The 24092-nt window shown below is 39.4% G+C and carries 19 protein-coding genes and 2 pseudogenes; 4 read left to right on the forward strand and 17 right to left on the reverse strand.

All coding sequences use genetic code 11. The features are described 5' to 3' along the window. Positions 1–64 precede the first annotated feature (64 nt). The 9 genes from DQX05_RS07040 to DQX05_RS07080 form a co-directional block, all read right to left on the reverse strand. Positions 65–2626 carry a binary toxin-like calcium binding domain-containing protein gene (locus tag DQX05_RS07040; RefSeq protein ID WP_119792154.1) on the reverse strand — a complete coding sequence of 854 codons (2562 nt, stop codon included), beginning with the start codon at positions 2624–2626 and terminating at the stop codon, positions 65–67. A 90-nt stretch (positions 2627–2716) separates the two neighbouring features. After that, on the reverse strand, positions 2717–4450 hold the full coding sequence (locus DQX05_RS07045) for a TULIP family P47-like protein (protein ID WP_119792156.1): 1734 nt from the start codon (positions 4448–4450) through the stop codon (positions 2717–2719). A 23-nt stretch (positions 4451–4473) separates the two neighbouring features. Next, positions 4474–5949, reverse strand: a complete 1476-nt coding sequence (locus DQX05_RS07050; RefSeq protein ID WP_182914651.1) for a TULIP family P47-like protein — start codon at positions 5947–5949, stop codon at positions 4474–4476. A 112-nt stretch (positions 5950–6061) separates the two neighbouring features. Continuing rightward, a complete protein-coding gene (locus DQX05_RS07055) occupies positions 6062–8335 on the reverse strand; it encodes a TULIP family P47-like protein (protein ID WP_119792160.1) in 2274 nt (757 codons plus the stop codon). A 22-nt stretch (positions 8336–8357) separates the two neighbouring features. After that, complete coding sequence (locus DQX05_RS07060; RefSeq protein WP_119792161.1) at positions 8358–8777, reverse strand: hypothetical protein; 420 nt, start codon at positions 8775–8777, stop codon at positions 8358–8360. A 258-nt stretch (positions 8778–9035) separates the two neighbouring features. After that, positions 9036–10829 (reverse strand): RICIN domain-containing protein, encoded by a 1794-nt coding sequence (locus DQX05_RS07065; RefSeq protein WP_119792163.1) that lies wholly within the window; start codon positions 10827–10829, stop codon positions 9036–9038. A 314-nt stretch (positions 10830–11143) separates the two neighbouring features. Next, complete coding sequence (locus tag DQX05_RS07070; RefSeq protein WP_119792165.1) at positions 11144–12862, reverse strand: methyl-accepting chemotaxis protein; 1719 nt, start codon at positions 12860–12862, stop codon at positions 11144–11146. Between the two features lie 211 nt (positions 12863–13073). After that, positions 13074–13439, reverse strand: a complete 366-nt coding sequence (locus DQX05_RS07075; RefSeq protein WP_119792166.1) for a hypothetical protein — start codon at positions 13437–13439, stop codon at positions 13074–13076. A 167-nt stretch (positions 13440–13606) separates the two neighbouring features. After that, a complete protein-coding gene (locus DQX05_RS07080; RefSeq protein WP_182914652.1) occupies positions 13607–15058 on the reverse strand; it encodes a BglG family transcription antiterminator in 1452 nt (483 codons plus the stop codon). Positions 15059–15513: 455 nt separating this feature from the next. On the opposite strand from DQX05_RS07080, the pseudogene DQX05_RS32810 reads away from it, so the two are divergent. Beyond that, positions 15514–16103, forward strand: a pseudogene (locus DQX05_RS32810) (sugar O-acetyltransferase). 92 nt (positions 16104–16195) lie between these two features. Here the strand turns inward: DQX05_RS32810 and DQX05_RS33045 are convergent. From DQX05_RS33045 to DQX05_RS31375, 3 genes and pseudogenes are all read right to left on the reverse strand, one after another. Then, on the reverse strand, positions 16196–16378 hold the full coding sequence (locus tag DQX05_RS33045) for a DDE-type integrase/transposase/recombinase (RefSeq protein ID WP_182914653.1): 183 nt from the start codon (positions 16376–16378) through the stop codon (positions 16196–16198). Beyond that, complete coding sequence (locus tag DQX05_RS31370) at positions 16329–16658, reverse strand: helix-turn-helix domain-containing protein (protein WP_220483161.1); 330 nt, start codon at positions 16656–16658, stop codon at positions 16329–16331. Before DQX05_RS31370 ends, DQX05_RS33045 begins: the two co-directional genes overlap by 50 nt. A gap of 48 nt (positions 16659–16706) precedes the next feature. Continuing rightward, positions 16707–16898: pseudogene (locus tag DQX05_RS31375) on the reverse strand (transposase); the annotation flags it as partial. A gap of 822 nt (positions 16899–17720) precedes the next feature. On the opposite strand from DQX05_RS31375, the gene DQX05_RS07110 reads away from it, so the two are divergent. Beyond that, positions 17721–18500, forward strand: coding sequence for a polymorphic toxin-type HINT domain-containing protein (locus tag DQX05_RS07110; protein WP_119792177.1), 780 nt, complete (start codon positions 17721–17723; stop codon positions 18498–18500). Positions 18501–18515: 15 nt separating this feature from the next. Next, on the forward strand, positions 18516–18917 hold the full coding sequence (locus DQX05_RS07115) for a DUF4279 domain-containing protein (RefSeq protein ID WP_119792179.1): 402 nt from the start codon (positions 18516–18518) through the stop codon (positions 18915–18917). A gap of 507 nt (positions 18918–19424) precedes the next feature. Here the strand turns inward: DQX05_RS07115 and DQX05_RS07120 are convergent. The 3 genes from DQX05_RS07120 to DQX05_RS33050 form a co-directional block, all read right to left on the reverse strand. After that, positions 19425–20087 (reverse strand): hypothetical protein, encoded by a 663-nt coding sequence (locus tag DQX05_RS07120; protein ID WP_147385162.1) that lies wholly within the window; start codon positions 20085–20087, stop codon positions 19425–19427. A gap of 95 nt (positions 20088–20182) precedes the next feature. Then, positions 20183–20359, reverse strand: a complete 177-nt coding sequence (locus DQX05_RS07125; protein ID WP_182914654.1) for a hypothetical protein — start codon at positions 20357–20359, stop codon at positions 20183–20185. A gap of 885 nt (positions 20360–21244) precedes the next feature. Then, positions 21245–21613 carry a transposase gene (locus DQX05_RS33050; protein ID WP_397335045.1) on the reverse strand — a complete coding sequence of 123 codons (369 nt, stop codon included), beginning with the start codon at positions 21611–21613 and terminating at the stop codon, positions 21245–21247. A 772-nt stretch (positions 21614–22385) separates the two neighbouring features. Here DQX05_RS33050 and DQX05_RS07135 point away from each other — a divergent pair. Further along, positions 22386–23162 carry a Cof-type HAD-IIB family hydrolase gene (locus tag DQX05_RS07135; RefSeq protein WP_119792185.1) on the forward strand — a complete coding sequence of 259 codons (777 nt, stop codon included), beginning with the start codon at positions 22386–22388 and terminating at the stop codon, positions 23160–23162. 374 nt (positions 23163–23536) lie between these two features. On the opposite strand, the gene DQX05_RS31805 is transcribed toward DQX05_RS07135, so the two are convergent. Both DQX05_RS31805 and DQX05_RS31810 read right to left on the reverse strand, forming a co-directional pair. Next, positions 23537–23797 carry a hypothetical protein gene (locus DQX05_RS31805; RefSeq protein ID WP_259391840.1) on the reverse strand — a complete coding sequence of 87 codons (261 nt, stop codon included), beginning with the start codon at positions 23795–23797 and terminating at the stop codon, positions 23537–23539. Positions 23798–23888: 91 nt separating this feature from the next. Continuing rightward, positions 23889–24089 carry a hypothetical protein gene (locus tag DQX05_RS31810; protein ID WP_310735648.1) on the reverse strand — a complete coding sequence of 67 codons (201 nt, stop codon included), beginning with the start codon at positions 24087–24089 and terminating at the stop codon, positions 23889–23891. Between the last annotated feature and the right edge of the window lie 3 nt (positions 24090–24092).

Below are 24092 nucleotides of genomic sequence, written 5' to 3' on the forward strand. Positions count from 1 at the left end.
CGTTCTTCTCTCCTTCTTTAGAACTCATTTTTTTCTTATTCATTTAGATTCATAGCTTTTTTCATTAAAATGGAGGAGATATCGTAAAATATTGATTATTTTTTGCTTCATCTAATGTCGCGATTCGAATCGGGATTGTATTATTTACGGCTTCAAGGCCGTATTCCAGCACTTTACTTCTATCTGCAGCGCTTACGATCTTATAGCCTTTGCTTCCGGATTTTTGAAAGAACCAAAGCTGGCTTAGCACAGATGTATTGTCTGCAAAAATCAATTTTTGGCTGCCTCTATCCCATGTCAAGACTTTATTGGAAGAACTAAGAATGTAGAATGCTCCCCTAGGCCTCCGGTATTCTAGCCTGAATTTTTGATCAAACATTGTTGTTGAATTTGCCATAATGGCTTCACCTGCAAAGCTAGTCATATATCTTTCTGGATTCATGGACTTAAAGGAAAAAGTTCGCCCCGCAACCTTTTTAGAATAATCTTCATTTTCCTCTTTCAGTTTGTCCCATGCATTTCCTACCTTTACAATCGAAAAATTATCCATGTAAACGCTTCCTGAACTACTTGTCGAAATTTTCAATTTATTAAAGTCGGCTGGAAAATCAAATACTTCTACCATTACCTTTTGTCTGCGATATCCGTTAGGAATATCGAATTCATTTGTTGTTCCACCGAACTCAATCGTAGCCTTACCCGCACCATTTCCTTTCATATCCATGATAACTAGATATTTTGAATTGGCTTTAAAAACAATCCCTTCCTTGTACACTTCTCTGTTCGGATCTATCTTGTAACATCTGCCGTTATTCAACCCATTCGTCGGGTCATATGAACCCCCCTTCCAGTCTCCCTCTTCATCCTTAAAATCATCCCATACTAGCGGGACACTGATGTGAATATTCATCCCCGGCCGGATTGTCATATCGTAGATATTTTTTATATTCTTGTTCCCTTCCAGTTCCTTTTTAATCTTTTTTTCCGTTTTGCGATTATAAATAAAATGGACCAGGTTCGGACTCAGAATATGCGTGTTATCCGCACGGTCAAAATACCATCTATCCTTTTCTTCGTAAGCCCCTATCGCTTTTTCCAGCGCTTGGCCCAGTGTAAGCTCCGGTGTAAGGTCATTTGGATTATCAGGGTCTTTTGCCGCAATACGGCGCTCTATCATCGGTCCGCCTGTAATATCAATCAGGAGTCCGGTTGTCACACGTTCAATTTGCGGGATATAATTGGCCCACTCGTTTTCCTCTGTAACGACTTGTCTCCCTGCCGCATCTCTTCTTGCAAATGCTCCTTGAAATTGGGTCGTTTCCAATTTCAATTTCTCACCATTTTCTAGCCTGTCCACTTGATTGATATTCATGGAAATAGGAGTGGAGCTGAACTGATCTAACGTATTTAAGGCAATACCATGTAAGTGTCTTTTAGGGTAGGCCTGACTCGGAGCCAAGCTGAAAGCTTCCTGATTCTTTTGTCCTGTGATGGTAGCAATCGTCTCTTTCCCTAAAACTAAGTTAGTGGTGGGAATAAATTTATACACAGGAGCTGTTCCGGTATTGTAATAGCGGATATTGGCATTTACATAGGCTGCCTGCGCAGAGTTTAAACCTAAGTGTGTGGACCAGTCCTGTCCTGAAGTCTGTGCAGAGTTAACCGTATGCGTAGATGTATGCGAATAACGGCCGGTAACGGATCCTGAGAACCCTTGCAAGAGAGAAAAACCCGCACTCACATCAATTCCTTCCGTATTGGAGGCACTGGAGCTGGAAGATGTCTCCCGGCTGACACTCTTTCCTGACGATGAACTAAATTCTTTATTATCGGACAGAATTAGCCTTTCCATCCCCACCGTGATACTTGGATACGCTGCAACAAGCGGATCCCAAGCCACTTTTTGTATATTGTGATCTATTCTTCCGCTAGCTTTTTCCAAATCAGTGTAGGGGTCCCCTGCCGTATGGGATTCATTCGGATTGGACACATATTTTTTGTATCCTTGAGCGGCATATTTCTCATTCCATGGTACAGCCACATTATTAATTACTGTATATCCGTTTATTTCCCATTCATCATAAATTCCATCCTTATCCGTATCTATAAGCTTTTCTTCATTCCCTTCCGCTCGAGGTACAATGCCCACGGGGAGACTATCGAAGGAAATTTCTCTGGGAATGGAGAAGTCCTCTGCTGCGATCTCTTCGGTTTCTTGCCGGTTGCATGTATATTTCACTTCTAGTTGAAGCAAGTCTTCTTGCTTTACGTCCGGGTTCCCAAAATAGAGGATAACAAATGTATAATGCTCGCCTTCTGTCAATGTTACTTCATTATCTTTTACTTCTTGTCCGTCCACAAAGATATGTGTATACGGATTTGAGCTGGTTATAAATTTATAAAGGCCCGTTTGCTTTGGTGTAAAATCGGCAATCCATCGGGCTGATTTTACTTTCTTTTTCAAATCAGCTCCTTCCAATTGGCCAGGATCGATCTTAAACCCATTCATCCCACGCCCGCTGACAAAAGCCGGTTCGTCCAAATTCTCTCCAAAGAAAAATTGTCCCACAGACTTTAATACTTGTTGATCTTGTTGCTTTTCCACGGTTCGCCTCGTCTCTTTCATCGTTCTTCCTTCCTTCTTATTTATTTTTCCCTTTTATACACAAGGCAACATCAAGTACACAATCTGCAACTTCTGAATTGTCAAAGGCTTTCAAACTTGAATCAATTTAAATTTTTGTGCTTTAATATACGGGCTACTAAAATCATGTTGCTCATTCACTTTAATATTTGTTCCATTGTCAGTGTCAGCCTTATCTACATCCAATACGAAATAAGGGTACTTTTTATTCTTTAAAATATAATAACCATCTCCTGTATCCTCAAGGAGCCAATAATGCTCATCTTTCCCTTGATTAGGTGTAGCAAATACATTCCTTGAGCCCATGTAGTCATTCCAGGCTAATACTAGACTCTCATCGTACATATTTTTGAATTGATATGCCTTTTTCGTTTCATCATTGATAAGTTTCCATTTTTGGTTTAAAGCACCGCCATATTTCCATAAATGAACATCCCCGTTTTTTTGTAAAGACATATCAACGACACTTGAGTCATTTAAAGCACTTACAATTTTGTAAGTATTGGAGTTTCCATTATTCAATTTAATACCTTTTATACAAAAAGCTACATCAAACACACAATCTGTAATCTCTTCTTGATCCATACCACTCCACTTCACTACTTCACTTCTTAACTCACCAATAGAAGTATTGGTATCAATTTTGATATTTCCGGCAACAGAACCGGAAATTGCGTCAGTGACAAAATGGATAATAACATCCACTATAGGAGCTGCTATTCCTAATATCCATATCCACCATGGAATATGGCGCTCGTAACTTACTTTTGGATTACTGTCAGGCTTAAATTCAATTCTCTTCGAAGTTTTATTAAAATAAAAAGTATTTTTCGTTTCGACTTCAAATGTTACATACGAGCTTGCCAGTCCCGTAATGTCACATTCTCCTGCTGCTTTCATCCGAAGGCTGTTGCCTTCGACTTGTATTTTTAAATCCGTTAGTATCGGATAATAATCGATTAAACCCCAGCGTACCGAACCGCAATTTATATTCCTGCTATTCTTGATGACCCCGCTTGTATTCGATGTACCTTCAAATTTAAAATGGTTTTTTGTTGTTCCATTCCCAAATGAATTTGGCAATTCCGGCATAATGATATGCTCGAGAAACAATCGTTCAGACAGCACCAGAAAACTATCATGATTATTATCCAGGATTGAACCATCAATCCCCTCTGTGAGTCCAAATATGTCCCGATTCGTTACGACGGAAAGAATTGACAAAAACCCTTTATCTTTACTGGAAGTCGGAGAATAATAAGAATATTTGTACTTTTTAGGTTGCATCCACGGAATGTCCGGTGATATATTCAGTTGTGCAAAGATATAAGATATTTTCTCTTTGTTTGCTATAAACATATCTGCTAATGTTAAATTTAAAAGGGTGTAAATCATGCTTCCTTCAGCAAATATTTTATTTACATCCGGATTAATTACCGTAATTGCTCCTTCCCTTTGATCGCCTTCCTTCTCTCCCTTTACTTGAAAGTTAAACATTAGCTTCTGAATATAGGATTTATTGTCATCAAAGAAACCAAGTTGAACTTCAAAGAGAGGGCATATACCGTGTAACAGTGTGCGCTGCCCCATAAAGGTCAGCTCCCCCTCTTTCACAAGTGCTTTCATTCGCAAGAGTTTACTTGATCCCCCGGGAACAATCTCCCAATTATCAAAAGTTAAGCTGACAGATGTATTTTCATCCTCATAGGTAAAGGTTATTTTAGTTTCATTCATATACTTCTTTAGTTGCTTATTTATACTCTCATTTGAATTCACATAAATGATGTCCCAACCGTAAGTATTCACATTAACACCTTCTTTCTACTCTTTTATACAAACTTCCCACCTAATTGGAGCGGTCCTGCTAACCCGGCATAATCTAATTTAAAAGTGTCACTGGCATTCCAAATAATTTCGGAAGTCGTATTTTCTAAAAAAGGTTCGATGCTCGGGGACGTATTAATATTCCAATTTTGAATAATATCAGGGGTTTTAGCTAAAACACCCGTCAATATTAAGATGACAATGGATCCTATCAATAAGGATGCCCCTGCTGTAAATATGGCTAAGACAGCCTGAGCTAAAAGTCCTATAATGACTGCTATAACTTCCCATACCCAATTTGAACCTTCTTTGATGACATAATGTGTTACCGTAGGCTGTAAAGCTTCTTCATATGCTATCGTTTGTTCGCCATTTCCGTTTTCCGCCAGTTTTAACTTATACCAGTTGATCGTTCTGCAACCTACCACGCCACCTACTCCTATAGAAGTTTCTGTGGCTGCTTCCAGCTTTAATGTGTCGTTTACTAAACTTAGGCTCATCTCGGTCATGTACGGATCGTATTTTGATCCGTTCACTTCTACCCTATCCAACTTAATTTTTCTGTCTTTTTTCAGTCTCAATATATATTGATATTGACCTGCTTCCCCACTTGCATTGATTACCTCATAGTCATTGATCGTTGAATATTCGAACTTCATTGGTAAAGTTGGTAATAATACATCTAATAAAAATCGTTCTTCTGCGATTAGAAACCCGGCATTCGACGATTCCGGAATGACATAGGCGTCCAACTTTTGCTGCTGCTGTATTCCCCCTTTTCTTCCTCCTGTCATACACAATACTCCTAACAAGCTTTTGTCCAGGTCTTCTTCAATATCTGTGTATGCATAATCGACATAAGAAGGCTTGCACCAAGTCCATGGTTCCTCATCGCTAATATACAGATTCAAGTTAACGACACTAAAGGTGTGGTTGAATGCTTCCAAGTTCAATGTCAACCATTTAATGATTTGCTGCATAAATAATTCCTTCAAGATCATCTGGAGATCAATAAACAAACTGCTTCTCAAGCTCCATGGGAAAAATAGGCCTTCAACATTTTTGAGCGAAATGGCTATCACTACAGGATCATAAAGTGGATCAGAGCTTATTGATTTAATTTTCAAGTCATATAATTGTTCATTCGTTGTCTTATTCGATATATTTTCATGTGGCAGGTAATTGAGCTTAACCTGGACATTCAAATCCGCGGATTGAAATCCAAATTCACCTGTAAACAGATCCTCACTCAGAAATGTCTGAAAATTCCGAACAGGTATATTCATTCGAATGCTATTTCCGTCACCGCCGGTAATAATTTGCCATTCTCCAAAATCCCCTTTGAAATTATGATTGGAGTCATTCAGCTCAAAATGTTGCGGACTGCTTTTTTGCTCCCTTATAATGCGGTTAACCTCTGCAATAGGAATGGCAAATACGGTATCCCAATTAAAAGTGCTGGTTGAATGGGTAATCGTCACGTGCATCATCACCTCATTACTTCAAATTTTGAAAGTGGGGAACGTCTTGTCCGGCGCTCCCCGCATTTGAGTGTAATTTCTTAATCTAGAAGGATTGCTTTTGATCAAATCTTTAATTTTCCTTATTTAGTTTTCCACCCATTAAATAAATGCCTTGAAGCTGAGCGGTTTCAATTTGAAATTCACTGTTGTCGGGCCAGTTTACGGTTCCTACGCAATTCGCGACAAATTCATGGATTGTTGGGAGTAATGAATAATGTTCTTGCTGTGCATTTTGGATGGCTCCAATAATGGCCGTTGGCACCATTCCCCCTACTGCTCCCCCAACTACTCCTCCTATAACCTTATATTTATTTTTCCATATCTTTGAGAAAAAGCTCTCCGGCTTATTTGCTACTTCATTTATGATTTGCTGAGTAGTGATTCCCGGTCTAGTGAACAAGGTAACTTCATCAGCTGCTTCCTGACTCATTCTTCTGAAGAATGCTGCCCCTGTTTCTCCAGATTCTTGAGCAATTTCTCTCATGGCGATCGCGACACTTGATCCTAGTTCGGCTGACATACGGTTACCGGATTGCCGAAAAGCTTTTCTTACAACATCTTTTAATTTTGTGAATATCTTACCGACAGGAATAAAACCTACCAAAATTCCAATAGCGACCCCTGTAACGATTTCAATAATCAAATTCTCATTCTTCTTCCAATCTTCAATTGTAAAGGTCATTAACATGGTAGGATCCGTATTTTCAATGGGAATCAAGACGTTACTATATTCTTTACCTAATTCATCAACACCGCTTTTTAGGGTAATGTCAAAGCTTTGCTTATAATTAACATGGCCCATCATTCCTCTTGCCTGTTCCCAGTACAGGTCTTCCATCTCTAGAACAAGCTGATTGTTGATTATGCCCAGTCTGAATTTACCTTCATCAACATAACCAGGCACGTCATTCCCCGAGTCATTTTCTATTGTGGCGAACTTAATTCTCTCTTTATTCGAGATAACCAATCCATTATCCGTTTTTTCAAATTGTTCTGGTGTACCAATCTGCATTGCAACTAACGCATTTTCTACCCATTTCTCCACAAATAATGGCATATCAATTCCAAAGGCTGATTCATTATTCACGGCGTGCAATAATCGGGCATCTACTGTGTGCTGTGGAAATTTATTTACATGATTCTCGACCATCGACATAACGGAAAAGACACTCTTGTCCAAATCCGGCATCTTATTTTCACCCTCGACGCTTGCTACTCCGTAATAAGCGGTCGTCGGCTTCAACCATTGGAAATCTTCGTTTTTTGCGGTTTCTTGTAAAAGAAAGTAGGAAAAAATATTTTCGAATTTATCGATGTTTTCATTTAACCATTCCTTGACCATACTAGTTGCGATACTGTTCAACAACGGACTTGTAAGGTCTTCGGAGTAGTAAGAATCCACAAGAACCACTGGGGGATTCTGATTTTGGTCCCGGTCTGTTTTTACTCTCAATTCAACTTGATTCCCATCATTCAAACCGGTAGGATCTTCCATCGTTTTTTCTGTTGAATTGAAATATTCTAATCTCACTTGAACTTTCAAGAACGCATCAGAAGAAAAGTCGTAGGTAAGATTTGAACTTTCATTAGTAAACGCACTATTCTCGCCAAGTTTTAAAATAAAGTTTACATTTTGGCCGTCTGCTCCTGTGGTGATTTCCCAAGAATCAAATGTTCCTTTCATACTAAAAAATAGCGGGATTCCCAATGAGTTATCCATCATTTCGTTATCAAAGCCCTTAGGATACAGTTCTTTCTCTAGAATGGTTTTATTTACATTTGAGAACGACGTTACATAACCGGTATCCCATCCAGCCAGGGTCAAGTCATTTGACGTACGAACATGGATCCTGTAATTGTTAACATGATTATTTAATAGATTTCTATGTTCCTTAAACCACGATACGAGCAAATGCTCTAACAGATTAGAAGCAAATCCGTTTTCTTTATCAAAATGGAAAGAATGGTTGATAGAGTATAAGGCATCTTCTTTTTCTGAAAACTTATACATGTCAGTCGAACTGCTCTTATCGATTTCGATTTTCGCGCAAATTTTAATCCAACTGTTTTTTAAGTCATACTTCGTCTTTTTATTTTCTACATCCACTTCCAATGTTCCATCTTCTATATAACATTTATAAATAGGATATTGTCCCGTGCCTTCATTCGTTAGTTCCCATTTCAGCCATATTCCTGTTACTTTTGCCTTCATGGTCTGCTCATTAATTTCTTGAGAGAAGAAGCTTGGAAAGTTTCTTGCAAGCATGCTTCCTTGATTTTTCACATCATTAACTGTTTGATTCCAATCATAGATTGTAAGGGTATCCAGTTTTCCGGCACTCATATTGATTCCTCCTCTATATTCCTCATTTGATTGTCAACAGGTACTTTTCATTCCCTATAAAAAGCTCCTTTATTTTCTGATGCAGCATTCCTTTTAAAACCAACTTATTCGCTAACTTATTGTCTAAATCGGTGTTTACTACCATCAAGTCATATTTGTTTTTCTCTAATCCACCTACGTTTCTAAAAATCAGGTTCTTTTGATAAGTCGGCGGAATTTCTTGCATGTACTCTTTTTTAAGAGCTACGACAGCCTTGACTCCTGTGACATTTTCTTCATACATCTTATTTTGATGCGCATCTTTCAAAAGGAATTGGCCATCTAAAAAATGAAGTTGAAAGTAAGCATAATTGTAATGGTATTCTTTGTTTATTTTCTTAATCGAAAAAGTGCCATCGAATGAGGTCTGTGCATCATCATAATGATAAGGAAAAATATTCACTTTCATCACCTCCTTCAATACCGAACAAGATTTTGAAAAGGCTTGACAGATAAAATCTTTTCCCGTTCTTTTCCTAATAAAATCAATCCTCCTTTCTATTACGCTTAAAGTATAGCTTTTGAAATTCCTTAAAAAGGATATATTTTTTCATCTATCAATGAAAAAAGTGTCGTGTGAAAATTTATAATATAAAAATAGCTGTCGAGATATTCTCGACAGCCTGAGAACTGTATGCAAAAGAACCATTCGAAAGGGCTTTCAAACTTGAATCAATTTAAATTTTTGTGCTTTAATATACGGGCTACTAAAATCATGTTGCTCATTCACTTTAATATTTGTTCCATTGTCAGTGTCAGCCTTATCTACATCCAATACGAAATAAGGGTACTTTTTATTCTTTAAAATATAATAACCATCTCCTGTATCCTCAAGGAGCCAATAATGCTCATCTTTCCCTTGATTAGGTGTAGCAAATACATTCCTTGAGCCCATGTAGTCATTCCAGGCTAATACTAGACTCTCATCGTACATATTTTTGAATTGATATGCCTTTTTCGTTTCATCATTGATAAGTTTCCATTTTTGGTTTAAAGCACCGCCATATTTCCATAAATGAACATCCCCGTTTTTTTGTAAAGACATATCAACGACACTTGAGTCATTTAAAGCAGTTACAATTTTGTAAGTACTGGAAGTTCCATTATTCAATTTAATACTTTTCACTAGTTTTTTTTCTTCCCAATTATTATTGGTTACTTTGTACACATTCATCGTATCGAGATCATATTCTACAATCAAATAAGTAGATTGAGATGCACTACCCGATAAAAAAACAGGTACCTTACCAAAAAATCTGCTTGCTGAATAGGTTCCTAAGCTTTTGTGATAATGTCCAGCAAATACAGCTTTCACATCATACTCTTCTAATAGGTCAATAAATCTCTGGTTTGGTCCCCCCTTCCAGTCGTTCGGTTTATGCACATTCACAATAATTGTTTTACCTAGTTTCGAAGCATATTTCAGATTTGCTTCTATCCAATCTAAGTTTTCATGGATCTGATAATAATTCGAATAGCTTCCTCCATATGCGTTCATGGTTGGAAAATTATTTAATTGTAGTGAATAGATAATACCGAAATCAATTGCATAAGCAAAACTCCCCTTCCAAGGTTCACTCCAACTAGTAGAGGCTTTTTTGATATCATATTGGGATGTCGGCAAACCAAGTTTCTCAATATGACTCTTTAGCATTAACATCGATCCGCCAAAACATGCATCATCAGCACAGTCACCTTGATTATTTTCAATATCGTGGTTGCCTAGCCCAAAGTAGTAATTTCTATTGAGTATAGGAAGAAGTGTATTAAGCATTTTGGTCCGCTGCCAAGAATGCCCGAATGCGGTTATATCTCCATTGATAATAACCGAAGATTGTTGTTTCGTATTATTATAACTATTAATACTTTGATATTGCTCTCGTATTAATCTTTCAGACTCTCTTTCTTTATCACTATCACTTTCTGGCACGTTATTATCTGTATTTTTGGTCCAAGGATATTGTGGATCTGAAGTAATTACTAGAGCTCTTCCTTTAGGAATAGGCTTATTCAAGTCTGTACTCAAAGTAAACTCGTAATTATGTCCGCTTAGTACCTGAAGTGTTTTTGCGCTTATAGTTAGATTAGGGTTCGGAGCATGGTTATTCTTAAATATATATGTGTTGTTTTGAGTTTTCTCAACTCTCCAAAAACGTGTATACTGTATATCTGCTGCAGGAATTGTAGATACAATTACAGAACTCCCCTTATTTCTATCCCATGCAAGAAATCTATCCGTATTTGCTGGTTGGATAACATATCCGCCAATCCCTTGCCAATTAGGGGACTGATACCTAATGTCCCATTTTTGAGATTGCTCTCCAGCCCATTCTGCAATTACCGCTGAGGTACCTTCATGTTGTAAAACTTTACTTTCTTTGCTGCCATCGATTTGTATTTTGTACGTACCGTCTGGAAGAACATTAGCTGCTTTTTCATCAATTAATTTTTTCATGAGTACCCTCTCCTTTTTACGAGTCAAAATTATACACGGAAATAACCTTCACATTATGAAAATCACGACTACAAGCAAAGTATATCTATAACTTTCTAAAAAAAAGCACACATATTTTCACCTATGAATGAAAAAATATATGCCTTTTCATTAAGCATTTATATGACCTTACAGATGTAAATGAAGGAGGTGGAAACGATTTTGCGGCGTCGATCTTGTCGGGCCTGCTCTATAAAAAAACAAAAAAACGGGACGTTCAGGAATGAAACCTGAAACGGCCCGTTTTATCGAGGTAAAAAAGCTCGGATTTCCTCTTATACTTTAAAGTAGGAAAGTTGAGAGCGAAGATCAGCAGCCATTTGAGTCAGTTCGCCGGTGGATGCAGAGATTACTTCCATCGAAGCGAGTTGCTCTTGTGTCGCCGCAGAAATATTTTGCGAACGGGAAGAGGAAAGTATAGCTGAATGATTAACAGATTGAACCGTATTTTGTATTGCTTCGGCGTCAATTGTCATTTGATTTACGGAAGAGATTACCTTTTCAATATGGATGGCTACTTCTTCTACCGATTCCTTGATTCCCTCGAAAAGCTGTCCTGCATCGCCAACGGCGCTCACCCCGGCTATCACCTCATTTTTTGTCCTTTGCATTGACTGTACCGCCTCGGATGTTTCATCCTGTATCGCGTTAATTAAGTTCCCGATTTTGCCCGCTGAATGAGAAGACTGTTCAGCAAGCTTACGTACTTCGTTAGCTACAACCATATAGCTGCGTCCTCTGTCCCCTGCTCGCGCAGCCTCAATGGTAGCGTTTAAGGCCAGGAGATTTGTTTGTTCTCCAATGTCTTTAATCAAGTCCATGATTTGAGCAATCTCGCTAGAACGCCGATGTAAACCTTGAATGGTAAGTTCGAGGTTAGATATAACTCGATGAATCGATTGCATCTGGTTTACGGCAAACTCAATAGCTTTATTTCCCTCCGTTGATTTATCGGATGCGTTCGTTACGGCTTCGTTAACGGAGGCAACTTGAGTCGTGATTAATACATCCGTATCTTCTACCATCTGATTCAAACTATTTGCAGCATGATCCACTAGCTGCACCTGATGTTCCGCACCTTCCGCTATTTCCTGTACATTTTGTGCAATATGTTCACTTGCTGCACTCGTCTGAGATACGCTTTCGTTAAGCTGCTCGGTAAATGATGCTATCTGTTGTGATGTTTGTGCAATTTGTTTGGTAAACCCGTTCACCCTATTGAGCATATGATCAATGGCATGTGAGGTTTGGCCGATTTCATCTGAAAAAGGATAATCAATCTTCTGGGTAAAATCCCCTTCTTCGGCCTTTTTCATGACTTCGCTGACTTTTTTGAGCGGCTTGACAATGATTCTGGTAAATGCGATACCCATGCCGGCTCCAATTATCATAAGCAGGATGGTTACGCCTAGAAGCAAACTTCTAGTGGTGACTGCTTGTTTCGAGCTCACATCACGTAATTGCTCGGCTAATTTGATATTCAAATTATTTACAGATTCAACATGATCATCCATTTCGTTTAATATAGCGAGTCCTGTAGTCTGGATATAATCATAAGCTTCTTGGCTCTTATTCTCTCTTGACAGTCCTAAGGCGTGTGTTACGGCATCCAAGTATTTAGGATATATGCTGTGCATTGAGTTAATGAGGACTTCCTCGTCAGGAGATAAGTTCGTTTCTTGATAAGCAGCAAGATTTTTTCTGTTTTTTTCAATTGCATCCATCACATTTTTTTCTATGTCTATCCTTTTTTGATAATCAGTCTCGAGTATGTCTTGTAAAATTTGGGTATGTATAAACTGATTTAAAGAAGAATAGCTACCCAATATAATGGAAGGCACTAAGCGCTCATTAATGATTTGTTCGGTGTTTTTCGTTAACGAATTCAAGACACTGATACTGATAATGTTGGAAATGGCGACAAATAGAATTAATGTGGTTACCAATAGTGACAGCTTTTTTCCCGCCGAGATATTTCTAAGTTTCGTAATCATTCAGTTCCACCTCTTTGTTATAACTTGATTCAATTGAAAGCAAACGTTGAAAACCTTTTAAGAGCTATCCCCCTTCTTCCCTCTTTCTTTATATCAACTTAAACTTAAGTCAATAGTTACATAGATCATTATTTTAATTGATTAGATTTTACGTAAAATATCTTTTTTTAGCATTGAGGTAGAGAATAAATATACAAAATTACTTTTTAATTTACAGTTCATCAGTGATTATTTTTTTGGAGAGAGCACTTTGGTTTATTTTAAGGTCAGACATTAATGCAGCTATTTGCTGTTCGAGTTGTTTTACGATAGCTATTTTTATGTTTGAAATATCATCCTCACTGCAAAATGCTGAACATGAGAGCTGTCCATCGGCATAGTATTTTGTGTCGCCAATAACAACATTTATTTTCTCCTTGTAGATTCTTTTTACCATCCCATTCGGTGCTTTAATTTCAAGATATCTTTTCGTCTCAATCAATAACTTCCATTCGCAAATTTTAAACTGAAGCTCGCCCCTATTAAGCTCACCGATCACTTGAAATAAACTAGACTTATTATTCACACTACTATTCATACTACGTTGTTCCTTCCTCATTTCGTAAAGTATGCTAACGGTAACAATTTAAAAAGTAACATTTATGCGCGCAGAAAATGTGTAGCTATATAAAAGGGAGACAATATAGATGAAATGACGGAAGGGGATACGTGCGAAGAGTACAGAACAAACGGAACCGTGTACCCTCAGTTACAATGATCAGACACCCGTTTTAATGCATCTTGAATAATATTAATATCATAGCTGGACGGAATTGGGTCTATATGGATGATAGGAATGTTATTGGGCAGCAGAGTATAACTTTGCTGATTGGTTGTCACTATGATATCTATATTTTTCGTTGTGGCTAGATATTGCATCTCATGGGCATGATTTGTAGTAACTATTTTGATTCGTCCGCAGATATTTTCAAGCAGCTTCAACTTCACATATCTCATAACACCGATTTCACTTACATACAATAAGATTGTTTTTTCTTTCTGCTGCATATGATAGCCTAGCTTGCTGGCTACAAAGAACATCGTAATGTCGGCAACATCATCTTCCCTAATGGATTCTACATAATTAAAACACTGGTGCATGGCCTCATGGACTGACTTAAAAAGACTGAATTCACTATCTTTAATCTTTATCGTATTTTGATTAGCATTACTGTGAATTCCGGTAATCCATCTTATACTTGCGTATTTATAATAGTCATATAATTGTTGAAACAAAATGGGGTCGTCGGAAAAAGGCAACCGTGCTTTTTCTTCTATGGATTGAATCAATTTAATAACAGGATCCATATGACACTGCTCTACCATTTCATTATGAGTCTTCGTGCTACCTGCCATTTCCCCCTCAATTCGTGGTACGCCAAGTATTAGAGCCGCTCCATATTGTAATTCATGAGAACTTACCCTTATATACAGTTTTTTTAAATGTTCTTCAATCATTGGAATAATCCATCGAAATGAATCACTGGATTCGTTAAAAAGGGTTGGATAAACAAATTTTGTAATGTACTGTTTTTTTAAAAGGCGACTTTGCCAGATAGACAATACAATCGGAAGTTGGATATAAGAATTGTCAGAAAACTTAAATCCCCCAATTTGTTCAATCGATCTCATAAGCGTACATATCGATTTTAAAGTATCTTGTTGTATCCAAGCCGTACTGTTTTTATTCAGATAATAATCAAAATAAAATTGGCGTAAATGAAACTCATTTCCATGAATTTTTACAGGTTTTGTACCTAATTTTAGGTGGTATTTTTTCAACTCATGTTTTAATATCTTTATAATTTTACTGATTGTACTGACACTATAAAATAATTTTTGGCTGAGTTCTGTTAATGTACACCCTGACTCATTATGAATGAGATATCCTATTAGATTTTGAACTCTGTCTGTTTCATTTAGTAACTGTTTAAATGGTACAATAGGTTGGTTAGAGGGACGATTTATATGAACCCCCTTGCCCCTCCGGCTTTCAATAAACCAAGTATCCGGTAAAAAAGACTTTAGTATTTCAAGATCATTTCTTATCGTACTAACGGAACAACACAGCATCGCAGCTAATTGTTGAGTTGTAATCCAACCATCATGCTCAACTAAATATTGGTATAAAGCAACAAGTCGATTTGATGTTTTCACTTCCATTCACCTCTAATGTCTTCCGTACTCACTACCTTCTATTGTTTATACGATTAAGGAGCGTAAACCAACTTTCATTATGGAGGATTCCACCAGAGCTGTTCATAGATAAATAGAACTAAAATTTATACTTTAATACATGATCATACCTTCATAATATGTCTAAAGTACTGTATGAGCTTATTTTTTACCAAAAAAAAGAGCATGACCTCGGTAGTTATAACTACGACTTAAATACCGGTTCTTGCTCACCAACTAGTGAATGATTCTCTCAAAAATCAGCTCACAATAGGAAGCTGTTCCTATACCAGACGTCGCTATTTCAGGAGCTACTAATTGTACAAATCTCCAGCTGTCTTTGTAAGGAATATTTTTGGGAAAAGAATTTTCTTAGTAAAATGAATGTTCAAAGATTAAAAATCTCATGAATACTCGAATTGTGAGGAACTTATATGATGACAGAAAAAGAAAAGTCCCTTCAGGGTTACATGTACAATCCAATGGAAGAGGGTTTAGTTCAGGACAGGAACATTGCAAAGGATCTTTATTTTGAATATAACCATACTCTTCCGTCAACTATGAGAAACGGACAGATATTATGAAAAAACTTCTTGGTGAAATTAAAGGTAATTTCCTTATTGAACAGCCGTTTTACTGCACCTATGGATATAATATTTCTGTCGGGAATAATTTTTTTTCGAATATAGGCTGCACCATTTCCGATGGTGCAAAAGTTACTATCGGAGACAATGTTTTCGTTGCGCCACATGTTTCTTTTTTAACGGAAGGACATGCATTTCTACCGGATTTGCGTAATGACGGATGGGAATATGCATATCCGATTACGGTTGGAAGCAATGTCTGGATATGCGCAAATGTTTCCATACTCCCAGGGGTAACAATTGGAGATAATTGCATTATCGGGGCTGGCAGTGTGGTTACGAAGGATATTCCGTCTGGGATGCTTGCATACGGAAATCCTTGCCGGGTTATTCGTCCTATCACAGAAGAGGATAAAAATAAGTTTAAATGGTTTGAAGAATAAGGGATGTAACAGTAATAGCGAAGATCAATGAAGAGCCGTGGTTTTTTTTGAACTGCCCCCCGTCAAGAGACAATACAAAAAGTAAAAATTCTTTAAGCCGCCTTGGTTCTGAATTCCATTGGACCGTTATCGATGCACCGTCCAACACGGGACATACTCTGGGTCATTTCGTTATCGTCCAAGATCTTCTTGAAGCCCAAGGAGGTATATTGGTAACCCCGGTCGCTATGAAACAAGGGCTTGCTTCCTGGAGCTTTTTGCAAGGCCTTTTTCAATGTCTGAAATACGAGAGAATCCCGTTTGGCGGCGCATATGCAACGTTAATTGACGGTATCCAAAGGTACGATCAACTTTCTCATAAATAGACATCATGACACGCGTTAACTCCACATTTTCCTGCTCATTGGAGCTAGGCTTCCGATTTACCCACTGGTATACTTGCCGGTACGAGACCTCATTTTGGTGTGCTGCCTTTTGGTACTCATGGTTATGTGCAAGACAGTAGAGAACAATATCCACGCGTTCTTGCCAAGTTGTAGACCGACCCTTAGCCATAGCTTTCGCTCCCCCTACATAAGTGTTTAGGCTGCTATGGCTATTATACTTCTTAATCCAATTACGGAGTTGGGTTCGAGAAGCAATTTTGTACTTATGAATAACTCGACTTTGCGTGAACTCCCCGGATAGATAATCTTTTACGGCTTGGAGCTTGAGTTCCGTAGAATAACTTCTGTTGTGAGCGAGATACTCTAACCCTTTGTATCCGTATTGTTCATAGCGATCTCGCCATTCGATGAGTCAGTCGCTTTTGCCGATATTATTCTCATTAATAGTATTGGAGTTGAAGGTGATGCTGATTACAACAGTCGCGAATTCTCATTAGATCCCAAAACGGAAAAAAATGAATATTTATGTTGACAATAGAAAAGGGAAGGTACAAATCAAGGCATATTTTCCTGGAAAAAAGAAGGGTGATAAGGACAGTCTAACGATTCCCGCTGGCGGGGATGACTACCTAACAGTTAACGTTAGAGAGAAAGGTAAATATAGTTTCGATGTCAAACGCTCCGGGGGACAACCACTTGACATCGTGGTACGAGCAAGAGAATATTAAGGTCCTAAGAAGTTGTCTTCAAAATGGGCAACATATGCATTAACTAATTAAAGATAAATACGACTTTCATTCATTGTTTCGAATGAAAGTCGTATTTTTTAACCTACATCCCCCACGGTTCGCACTGTTATTTCGATATAAGTACCTTTCGTTCCTCCGCTTTCCACGATACCCTCCCCCCTCCAATCTTATAGCCGCTGACTTTGAATCCATCATTTCGGAGTTTATTACATATCTTTAAAGTATTTTCAAAAACAAGGACATGATCCGTCATTTTTTGGTATACTCAAAAACGTCATTTTTTGACAAGGAATCTAGGTCATTCAGCACCGCATATAGACAATTTAGCTGTGTGACGAGATAAGGGGGGAAAAGAAATGATTATTGTCCGTTTGCTTAATCTCAACCTGAGCATGGACATGAAGTATATGGACGTCAGCATTCCGTGACCAATCAGGAACCCAGTCTCGGATTAAAATTTTTGCAAAAAAAGGAGAAGAACAATGAAAAAAATTATTTCTTTGATGTTATTTGTTATCCTTTCATTCACAAGTATTCCTCTTGCTTCTGCTCAATCCATCGCGAATTGTAATTTACATTGCTTCTCTGCCGGAACGTCAGTACAAACTAATACTGGGTTCAAGCCGATTGAAGAAATCCGAATTGGTGATTTTGTACTGACGAAGGATGAATTTACAGGAAAAACAGGATATAATGCAGTTATTGAATTGTTCCACAGACAAGCAAACGAAACGTATCAAATTACGGTCAAAGGAATAACGATAACGACGACGGAAGAGCATCCGTTTTGGATTCCTGGACGAGGTTGGGTGGAGGCAAGACACCTAAAGGCAGGCGACCTGCTTCAAAATCCAGAAGGCAAACTCTATCCGATTGACCGGATCGAGATTAAGAAGCACATCACCACCGTGTATAACTTCCGTGTCGAAGGATTACATAACTACTTCGTAACGGAACTGGAAATATGGACGCATAATTGTGGAGCCGGCGGAATAAGAAGTATCCCAATGAGGGCGCCTTCAGGAGGAGGCGGTGGCTCTAGCTCTAAAAGCATGAGTGAGGCACCTAAAAATATTAATTTAGTTAAAGATAATTATCTCAAAAAGAATAATATTGATGCTCATCAACTGAAAGGGGACGTAGTTGGTAAGAAAAATATTTCAAAATACGATATTTATAAAGATAAAGATTCAGGCCAGCTTTTCGTTTATAAAAAAGGGGGGAAGGGAGAAGGCATTCCTACGGGCGAATATCTTAATTAGAGAGGTGTTCTTTGCTTGAAAAAAACAAATGTTATGGTTGAGTTTATTATAACCGGTGATGAATTAAACCCTAATATGGTGACAGAAAAGCTAGAAATGATTCCCCACCACAACTGGCTGAAAGGAGATGCTATACCAGGGAAAAGTCTCACTCGAAAAGATTCTTGTTGGATTATTAGCACGGGGTATGAAGAGTCTTTAGATATTAATGAACAACTCGAGAAAATGATTAATCGACTATCCAAAAAAACAAATGTGCTAAAAGAAATAAAAGCTATGTATAATTTAGACTTTTTATTTGCGATAATTGTAAATGTAGAAAACAACGAAAAGCCTTCAATGTACTTTGATAGCAGGTTTATTGAATTTACCAATGACATTAAGTCGGAATTCTATATAGACTTGTATATTTATTAGTTTCTATACGCAAAAGCCTCGGAGTAGTCCGGGGCTTTTGCTGTATATGTTTGATTTCCAGCAAAAAAGGAGCCCCACCAGCACAATGCCAGCAGAGCTCCTTTTCACCGGTTCCTCCGGATTTGTTTCCAGTATACACCATTTATTTAATAAGGGATACCCTGCTTCCCGTTCCACTTTACCGGGGCCCCGCCAGCCTCAGCAATCGCCCGGACATGGTAAAGGTCTCGGAGAAATCCGGGACTTTTTTTATTTTGGTCGCAAAGAGGAAGAACGTATTTCCCGGTTGTAGAAAGATAGGATTTTTAGCATGATGGTTGTAGAGAGGATATGTCAAGGGGACTACCTTACATTTTTCGATGCAAAGTAAATACGTGATATTGTACAAATATGTAAAGTGAATTGGTAATTCCTATAACACTGTACAAGTGAAAAGAGGCCCCGCAGAAATAACCGGCGAGGCCAGCTGGGAATGTTCAAATTTTATATACTAGTTATATCATAATCCTAGAGAAGTAACCAATCAGCAGCACGAATAGCCCAAGCTATGACCTTTGCAATATTTTGGGCTACCTTTGTGTCTTTAATTTCCGTATTATTTAGCAACCATTGGGGTAATTGCTCTCTAGTTTTACTAGCAATATCCTCAGCAGCACCATCTAATTTAGTTAAAAAGTTTACAATTTTCTTTGAATTATTTACCAACGTTTTTCCCGTTTGTTCATCAATTAAATTGAATTTAATAGCTGAATCAACGAGTTTCTTTCCACCACAATTGAGTGCTTGAATTACCTTTAACAGACCCTTGGTTTTTAGCCCCATAGTTGAAACATTTTCATTAAAATCACGCGGCGGATTTAAGGAAATCAAGGGATTATGGTGGGATTCTTTATGTGCGGCATAACTTACGTCTTCTGTAGAAGCAAAAACAGAGAATGGAGAAACTATCGTTAATAACAGAGCAACTGAAAGTACTGAAACCGTGGCTTTTCTAAGTAAAGAAGATAAAATCATACTTTTGAGCCTCCTTATTTTGCTTAATTGTTTTTTTCTTTTCAAAGATAGATTTCTTCCGTTTAGATTTGCACCAAAGTATTTTTTTATGTTTTTCCCATTAATACCACCTCCTTCTAAATATATATTCGATATATTCTTATGATTTCCTTCCATTTAAAGGAATTTTTATTATAGGGTATGAAAGTAATTGCGTAGGTAAAGGAGCCCCCACGAGCATAATGTCATCAAAGCCCCCTCTTCACCGGTGCTTATTTCCCCATCTGCTTCAATATCCGATCTGCCACCACGGCAATCTCTGCCCATGTAAGCGGCTCGTTCGGCGCGAATCCTCTATTACGGCCATTCATGATCCCCGCATTCATCACTCTTCGGATCGATCCCTCTGCCCCATATCCTTCATAATCCCGCTGCTTCGGTTTTTCCATTCCCTTCAGATCCTGTTAATTGTGCCAACCGCTTGCCTATGGCCTCCTGGATACCCATAAGGATAGCCTCTTCCTGCCCAGGATGGTATGGGGCCACAGCCGATATGACCGCGCAGCCTAATAGAAAGAAAATCTTCTATCCACGCTTACATACTGGTATAAAATGTGAACCTCATGAATGTCTAATCCGGTGTAACCACTGCATTTTCCGTCTCTCGAACCTGCCCCGCCTTGCAAGATTGTGTGAATAAATCATTATGCCAGGGCTTTTCCTTTACCCACAACGGTGTATTTTCCACCGATCCATTTCCCCTTCATGTTGGCCATGCAGTTGCCATGACATGATGCGCTCCAATATACTCTGGTTTTCTTTTTACCAGAAATATGGTCTTAGAAACCCACATTTACTACAGTCACCTATACTTTTTTTAGGAGGGTGTTTAAATGAGAAAGGTATTTGCTCACCTTAACTGCTTTGACTTTGTTTGCAGTTCCCGTTTTATCTGCTTCTGCGCAGCCAAGGACTATTCAGAATGAGGCCGTTCCAGTTTTTCAGCACAATGGATCAACTGGATATAGTCGAAGATGAAATACCAGATGAGGGAGAGTATAAAGGTTCATTTTATTATGAGCCTAGTTTCGGTAATGAAATCCGCTTTCACTTGCAAGTCCGATAGGAAAAACCACTAAAACCAAGAATCGAATAACAAAATCTTTTAGACCGAGAAAATATACAGGCTTTTATAGATACATCATTGTTCCTAATGATGGCGGAAGTGGTTATCAATTCGAGTTTTCCTCTAGAGCTTTCTAAGTTAAACAAGAGCCGTAGGAAGTATGTGAACTGCCCCCCGTCAAGTAGACAATACAAAAAGTAAAAATTCTTTAAGCGGCCTTGGTTCTGAATTCCATCGGACTAAGGCCGTTTAGTTTTGCTTGTAATCGTTCGTAATTGTAAAAGTGGATGTAGGCCTGGATGTCCCCCTCGAGCTCCTTAAAGGTATGGTAGGTATGTACATAATAGTTCTCGCATTTTAGAGTTCCCCAAAAAGATTCCATTGGACCGTTATCGATGCACCGTCCAACACGGGACATACTCTGGGTCATTTCGTTATCGTCCAAGATCTTCTTGAAGCCCAAGGAGGTATATTGGTAACCCCGGTCGCTATGAAACAAGGGCTTGCCTGGAGCTTTTTGCAAGGCCTGTTTCAATGTCTGAAATACGAGAGAATTGTTATTGGAACGTCCAAACACATAGAGATGATGGATTTGTCATGAAGATGAATAACTCGACTTTGCGTGAACTCCCCGGATAGATAATCTTTTACGGCTTAGAGCTTGAGTTCCGTAGAATAGCTTCTGTTGTGAGCGAGATGTTCTAACCCTTTGTATCCGTATTGTTCATAGCGTAGTCTCTATTCCCCCTTGGCCGCTTTTAAGTGCCTGTAACACTACAAGTTTTTCTTGTACACTCCATTTTTTTCGCATGATAAAAACTCCCCTTAAAGCAGAAGGTTTTATTATTTCACCTGTCTACTTTAAGGGGAGCATATCATTTCCTCAACGGCTCTTTTCTGTGATGACCTGTGGGGCGACTCAATACCAGTATATCTAATTAGATTGCCTTGCTTGCGACAGGGCAAACATCCATTTCTCCTCGCGTGTCGTCAATGCTACCTCTTGCGGAGAATCAATCAGAGCCCGCGGGTTTGCCTCAACGTTTTAAAGAAAGGAGTCCATCGTAATCCAATCCCATCTTCAACACCTCAATCGCATAAGTCTATTACTCTACATTATAGGTAGATGTTACCATGAGAGGCGTGTACAGAAAAGAGCCTCGGTTCTAATCCTAAGGAGTGTACCAGGCGGATGCTGACGCGCAATAAAAATAGCCCTGCTTCTTCAGCAGGGCATGCAGCTTTGGTACACATTGTTCAAACGAAGCTATTTATTCTAGACCCGAATCAATGCTACACTGGTAGCAGAACAACATCGATATAGACAGAGATTGGAGCAGAGACCTGACATGAGTTACAACATTGTATTTTTTGACATCGATGGCACATTGGTCAATGATGAGAAGCAAGTGCCGCAAGACACTGTCGAGGCGATCGCAGAGTTGAAAGAGAACGGGATTGAACCCGTCATCGCCACGGGGCGTGCCCCCTACTTCTTTAAGCCGCTTGCCGAGCAGCTTCAGATTGAGTCTTTTGTTAGCTTAAATGGGGCCTATGTCGTATACAAAGGTGAACCCCTCTATCAGCGCCCGCTTCCGCGCAATAGTGTGGCGAAGCTCGTGGAATTGGCGGGGCGCCATCGTCATCCTCTGGTGTTTGAAGGCAGCGAACAATTTTACGCGAGTGACGAAGCCCATCCCTTCGTCGTGGAATCTATCGATTCCCTCCGCATCGATCGGCCGGGCTATGATCCCGAGTTCTGGAGCAAGGCCGATATCTATCAAGTGTTCCTGCACTGCGAAGCGCAGGACGAGCATTTATATGACAACGTCTTCGATGATCTTCGCCTGATCCGCTGGCATTCCAAAGCGATGGACGTCTTGATCAAGGGCGGTTCCAAGGCCGTCGGAATCAAAGCCATGCTGGAACGATTGAACCTGGCTCCGGAGAATGCCGTCTCATTCGGTGATGGACTCAATGACATGGAGATGCTTCAGCAAGCAGGTCTCGGGATTGCGATGGGCAATTCTCATCCGGAACTGCTGCCTTTTGCTGATTATGTTACCTCTTCCGTAGATGAAGGCGGAATCCGCCAAGGACTGCGGCATGCCGGGTTAATTGACTAAGCTTATTGCAGGGGGGGAGCGGGCGATGTCCGGCTGCCCCCTTTGTGCGTATCACCTATCTCCAAATCTCCACAGAAAAAGCTCCTGCCAGCAGGTAAGACAGGAGCTTTGCTTATAAGGATGCCCGCGCATCCCTTGTTCATCTAAACTGATAGCGGTCGGACATCCCGAAGGAAAGCGTCAGCACGCCGCCATGCTCCACCAGATCCGCGCCCTCCTCTTTCGCTTGGCAAATCACACTATATATCGAACTGGTGCCGATGTACTGCCTATACACTTCATCATCAAATTGATCCGTGCGAAAGCCCTCAAATAAAGCAGCAGCGATTATATAATAGCTGGCGAACTGAGTCCGATAAACGGGGAATGATTCCTCACCCCAAGAATAGCAAGCACTCCTCATTATAGGTCAGCGAGTCGAAAGCATGCTCGGCACAAATTTCCGGCAAAAACGAATACAGCTCCTCCGCCAAGCTGGCATCCTGCAAGCGCTCTGCTAAGCGCTCCGGAAAGTCTTCATACTTCTCCTGCGTATCGCATTCCATGAACATCTGCACGGCGGTGTGTGCAGCAGCCGCGATCTCCTCGGCCTGATAAGGATACGGTGTGTACGTCTCCGCGGACTGCCGCAGCAATATAAATTGCTTCTGGGAAGCAAAGCCTTCGACTTGCCATTGGCTTACGATGCCGGCTACGATCTGGCCAAGTTCTGTGCTTGCGATATCATTAATGCGTTCTGATTGCCAACCCGCTTCGCAATCTCATCCTTGAGCGCATCCAATACGGGGTTGCACGCATGTCCTCTGAAGACTCGCCCAGACCCACGATATTGCTCTTGTACACTTTCCAATGATGCACTGTGTCACCGTAGTCCGAGCGGAGCTCGTCAGGCTCCCTGTCTTGCTCCATGGAAGCGATACCCTCCATTAA

The organism is Paenibacillus thiaminolyticus, from assembly GCF_003591545.1.
In the GTDB taxonomy this organism is placed as follows: domain Bacteria; phylum Bacillota; class Bacilli; order Paenibacillales; family Paenibacillaceae; genus Paenibacillus_B; species Paenibacillus_B thiaminolyticus_A.

Excerpts from the sequence above, each read along its gene's own strand:
- DQX05_RS07040 (WP_119792154.1), bottom strand. The coding sequence starts at position 2,626 with ATGAAAGAGACGAGGCGAACCGTGGAAAAGCAACAAGATCAACAAGTA.
- DQX05_RS07055 (WP_119792160.1), bottom strand. The coding sequence starts at position 8,335 with ATGAGTGCCGGAAAACTGGATACCCTTACAATCTATGATTGGAATCAA.
- DQX05_RS07065 (WP_119792163.1), bottom strand. The coding sequence starts at position 10,829 with ATGAAAAAATTAATTGATGAAAAAGCAGCTAATGTTCTTCCAGACGGT.
- DQX05_RS07070 (WP_119792165.1), bottom strand. The coding sequence starts at position 12,862 with ATGATTACGAAACTTAGAAATATCTCGGCGGGAAAAAAGCTGTCACTA.
- DQX05_RS07075 (WP_119792166.1), bottom strand. The coding sequence starts at position 13,439 with ATGAATAGTAGTGTGAATAATAAGTCTAGTTTATTTCAAGTGATCGGT.
- DQX05_RS31370 (WP_220483161.1), bottom strand. The coding sequence starts at position 16,658 with ATGGCTAAGGGTCGGTCTACAACTTGGCAAGAACGCGTGGATATTGTT.
- DQX05_RS07110 (WP_119792177.1), top strand. The coding sequence starts at position 17,721 with ATGAAAAAAATTATTTCTTTGATGTTATTTGTTATCCTTTCATTCACA.
- DQX05_RS07120 (WP_147385162.1), bottom strand. The coding sequence starts at position 20,087 with ATGGAAGGAAATCATAAGAATATATCGAATATATATTTAGAAGGAGGT.
- DQX05_RS07125 (WP_182914654.1), bottom strand. The coding sequence starts at position 20,359 with ATGGAAAAACCGAAGCAGCGGGATTATGAAGGATATGGGGCAGAGGGA.
- DQX05_RS07135 (WP_119792185.1), top strand. The coding sequence starts at position 22,386 with ATGAGTTACAACATTGTATTTTTTGACATCGATGGCACATTGGTCAAT.
- DQX05_RS31810 (WP_310735648.1), bottom strand. The coding sequence starts at position 24,089 with ATGGAGGGTATCGCTTCCATGGAGCAAGACAGGGAGCCTGACGAGCTC.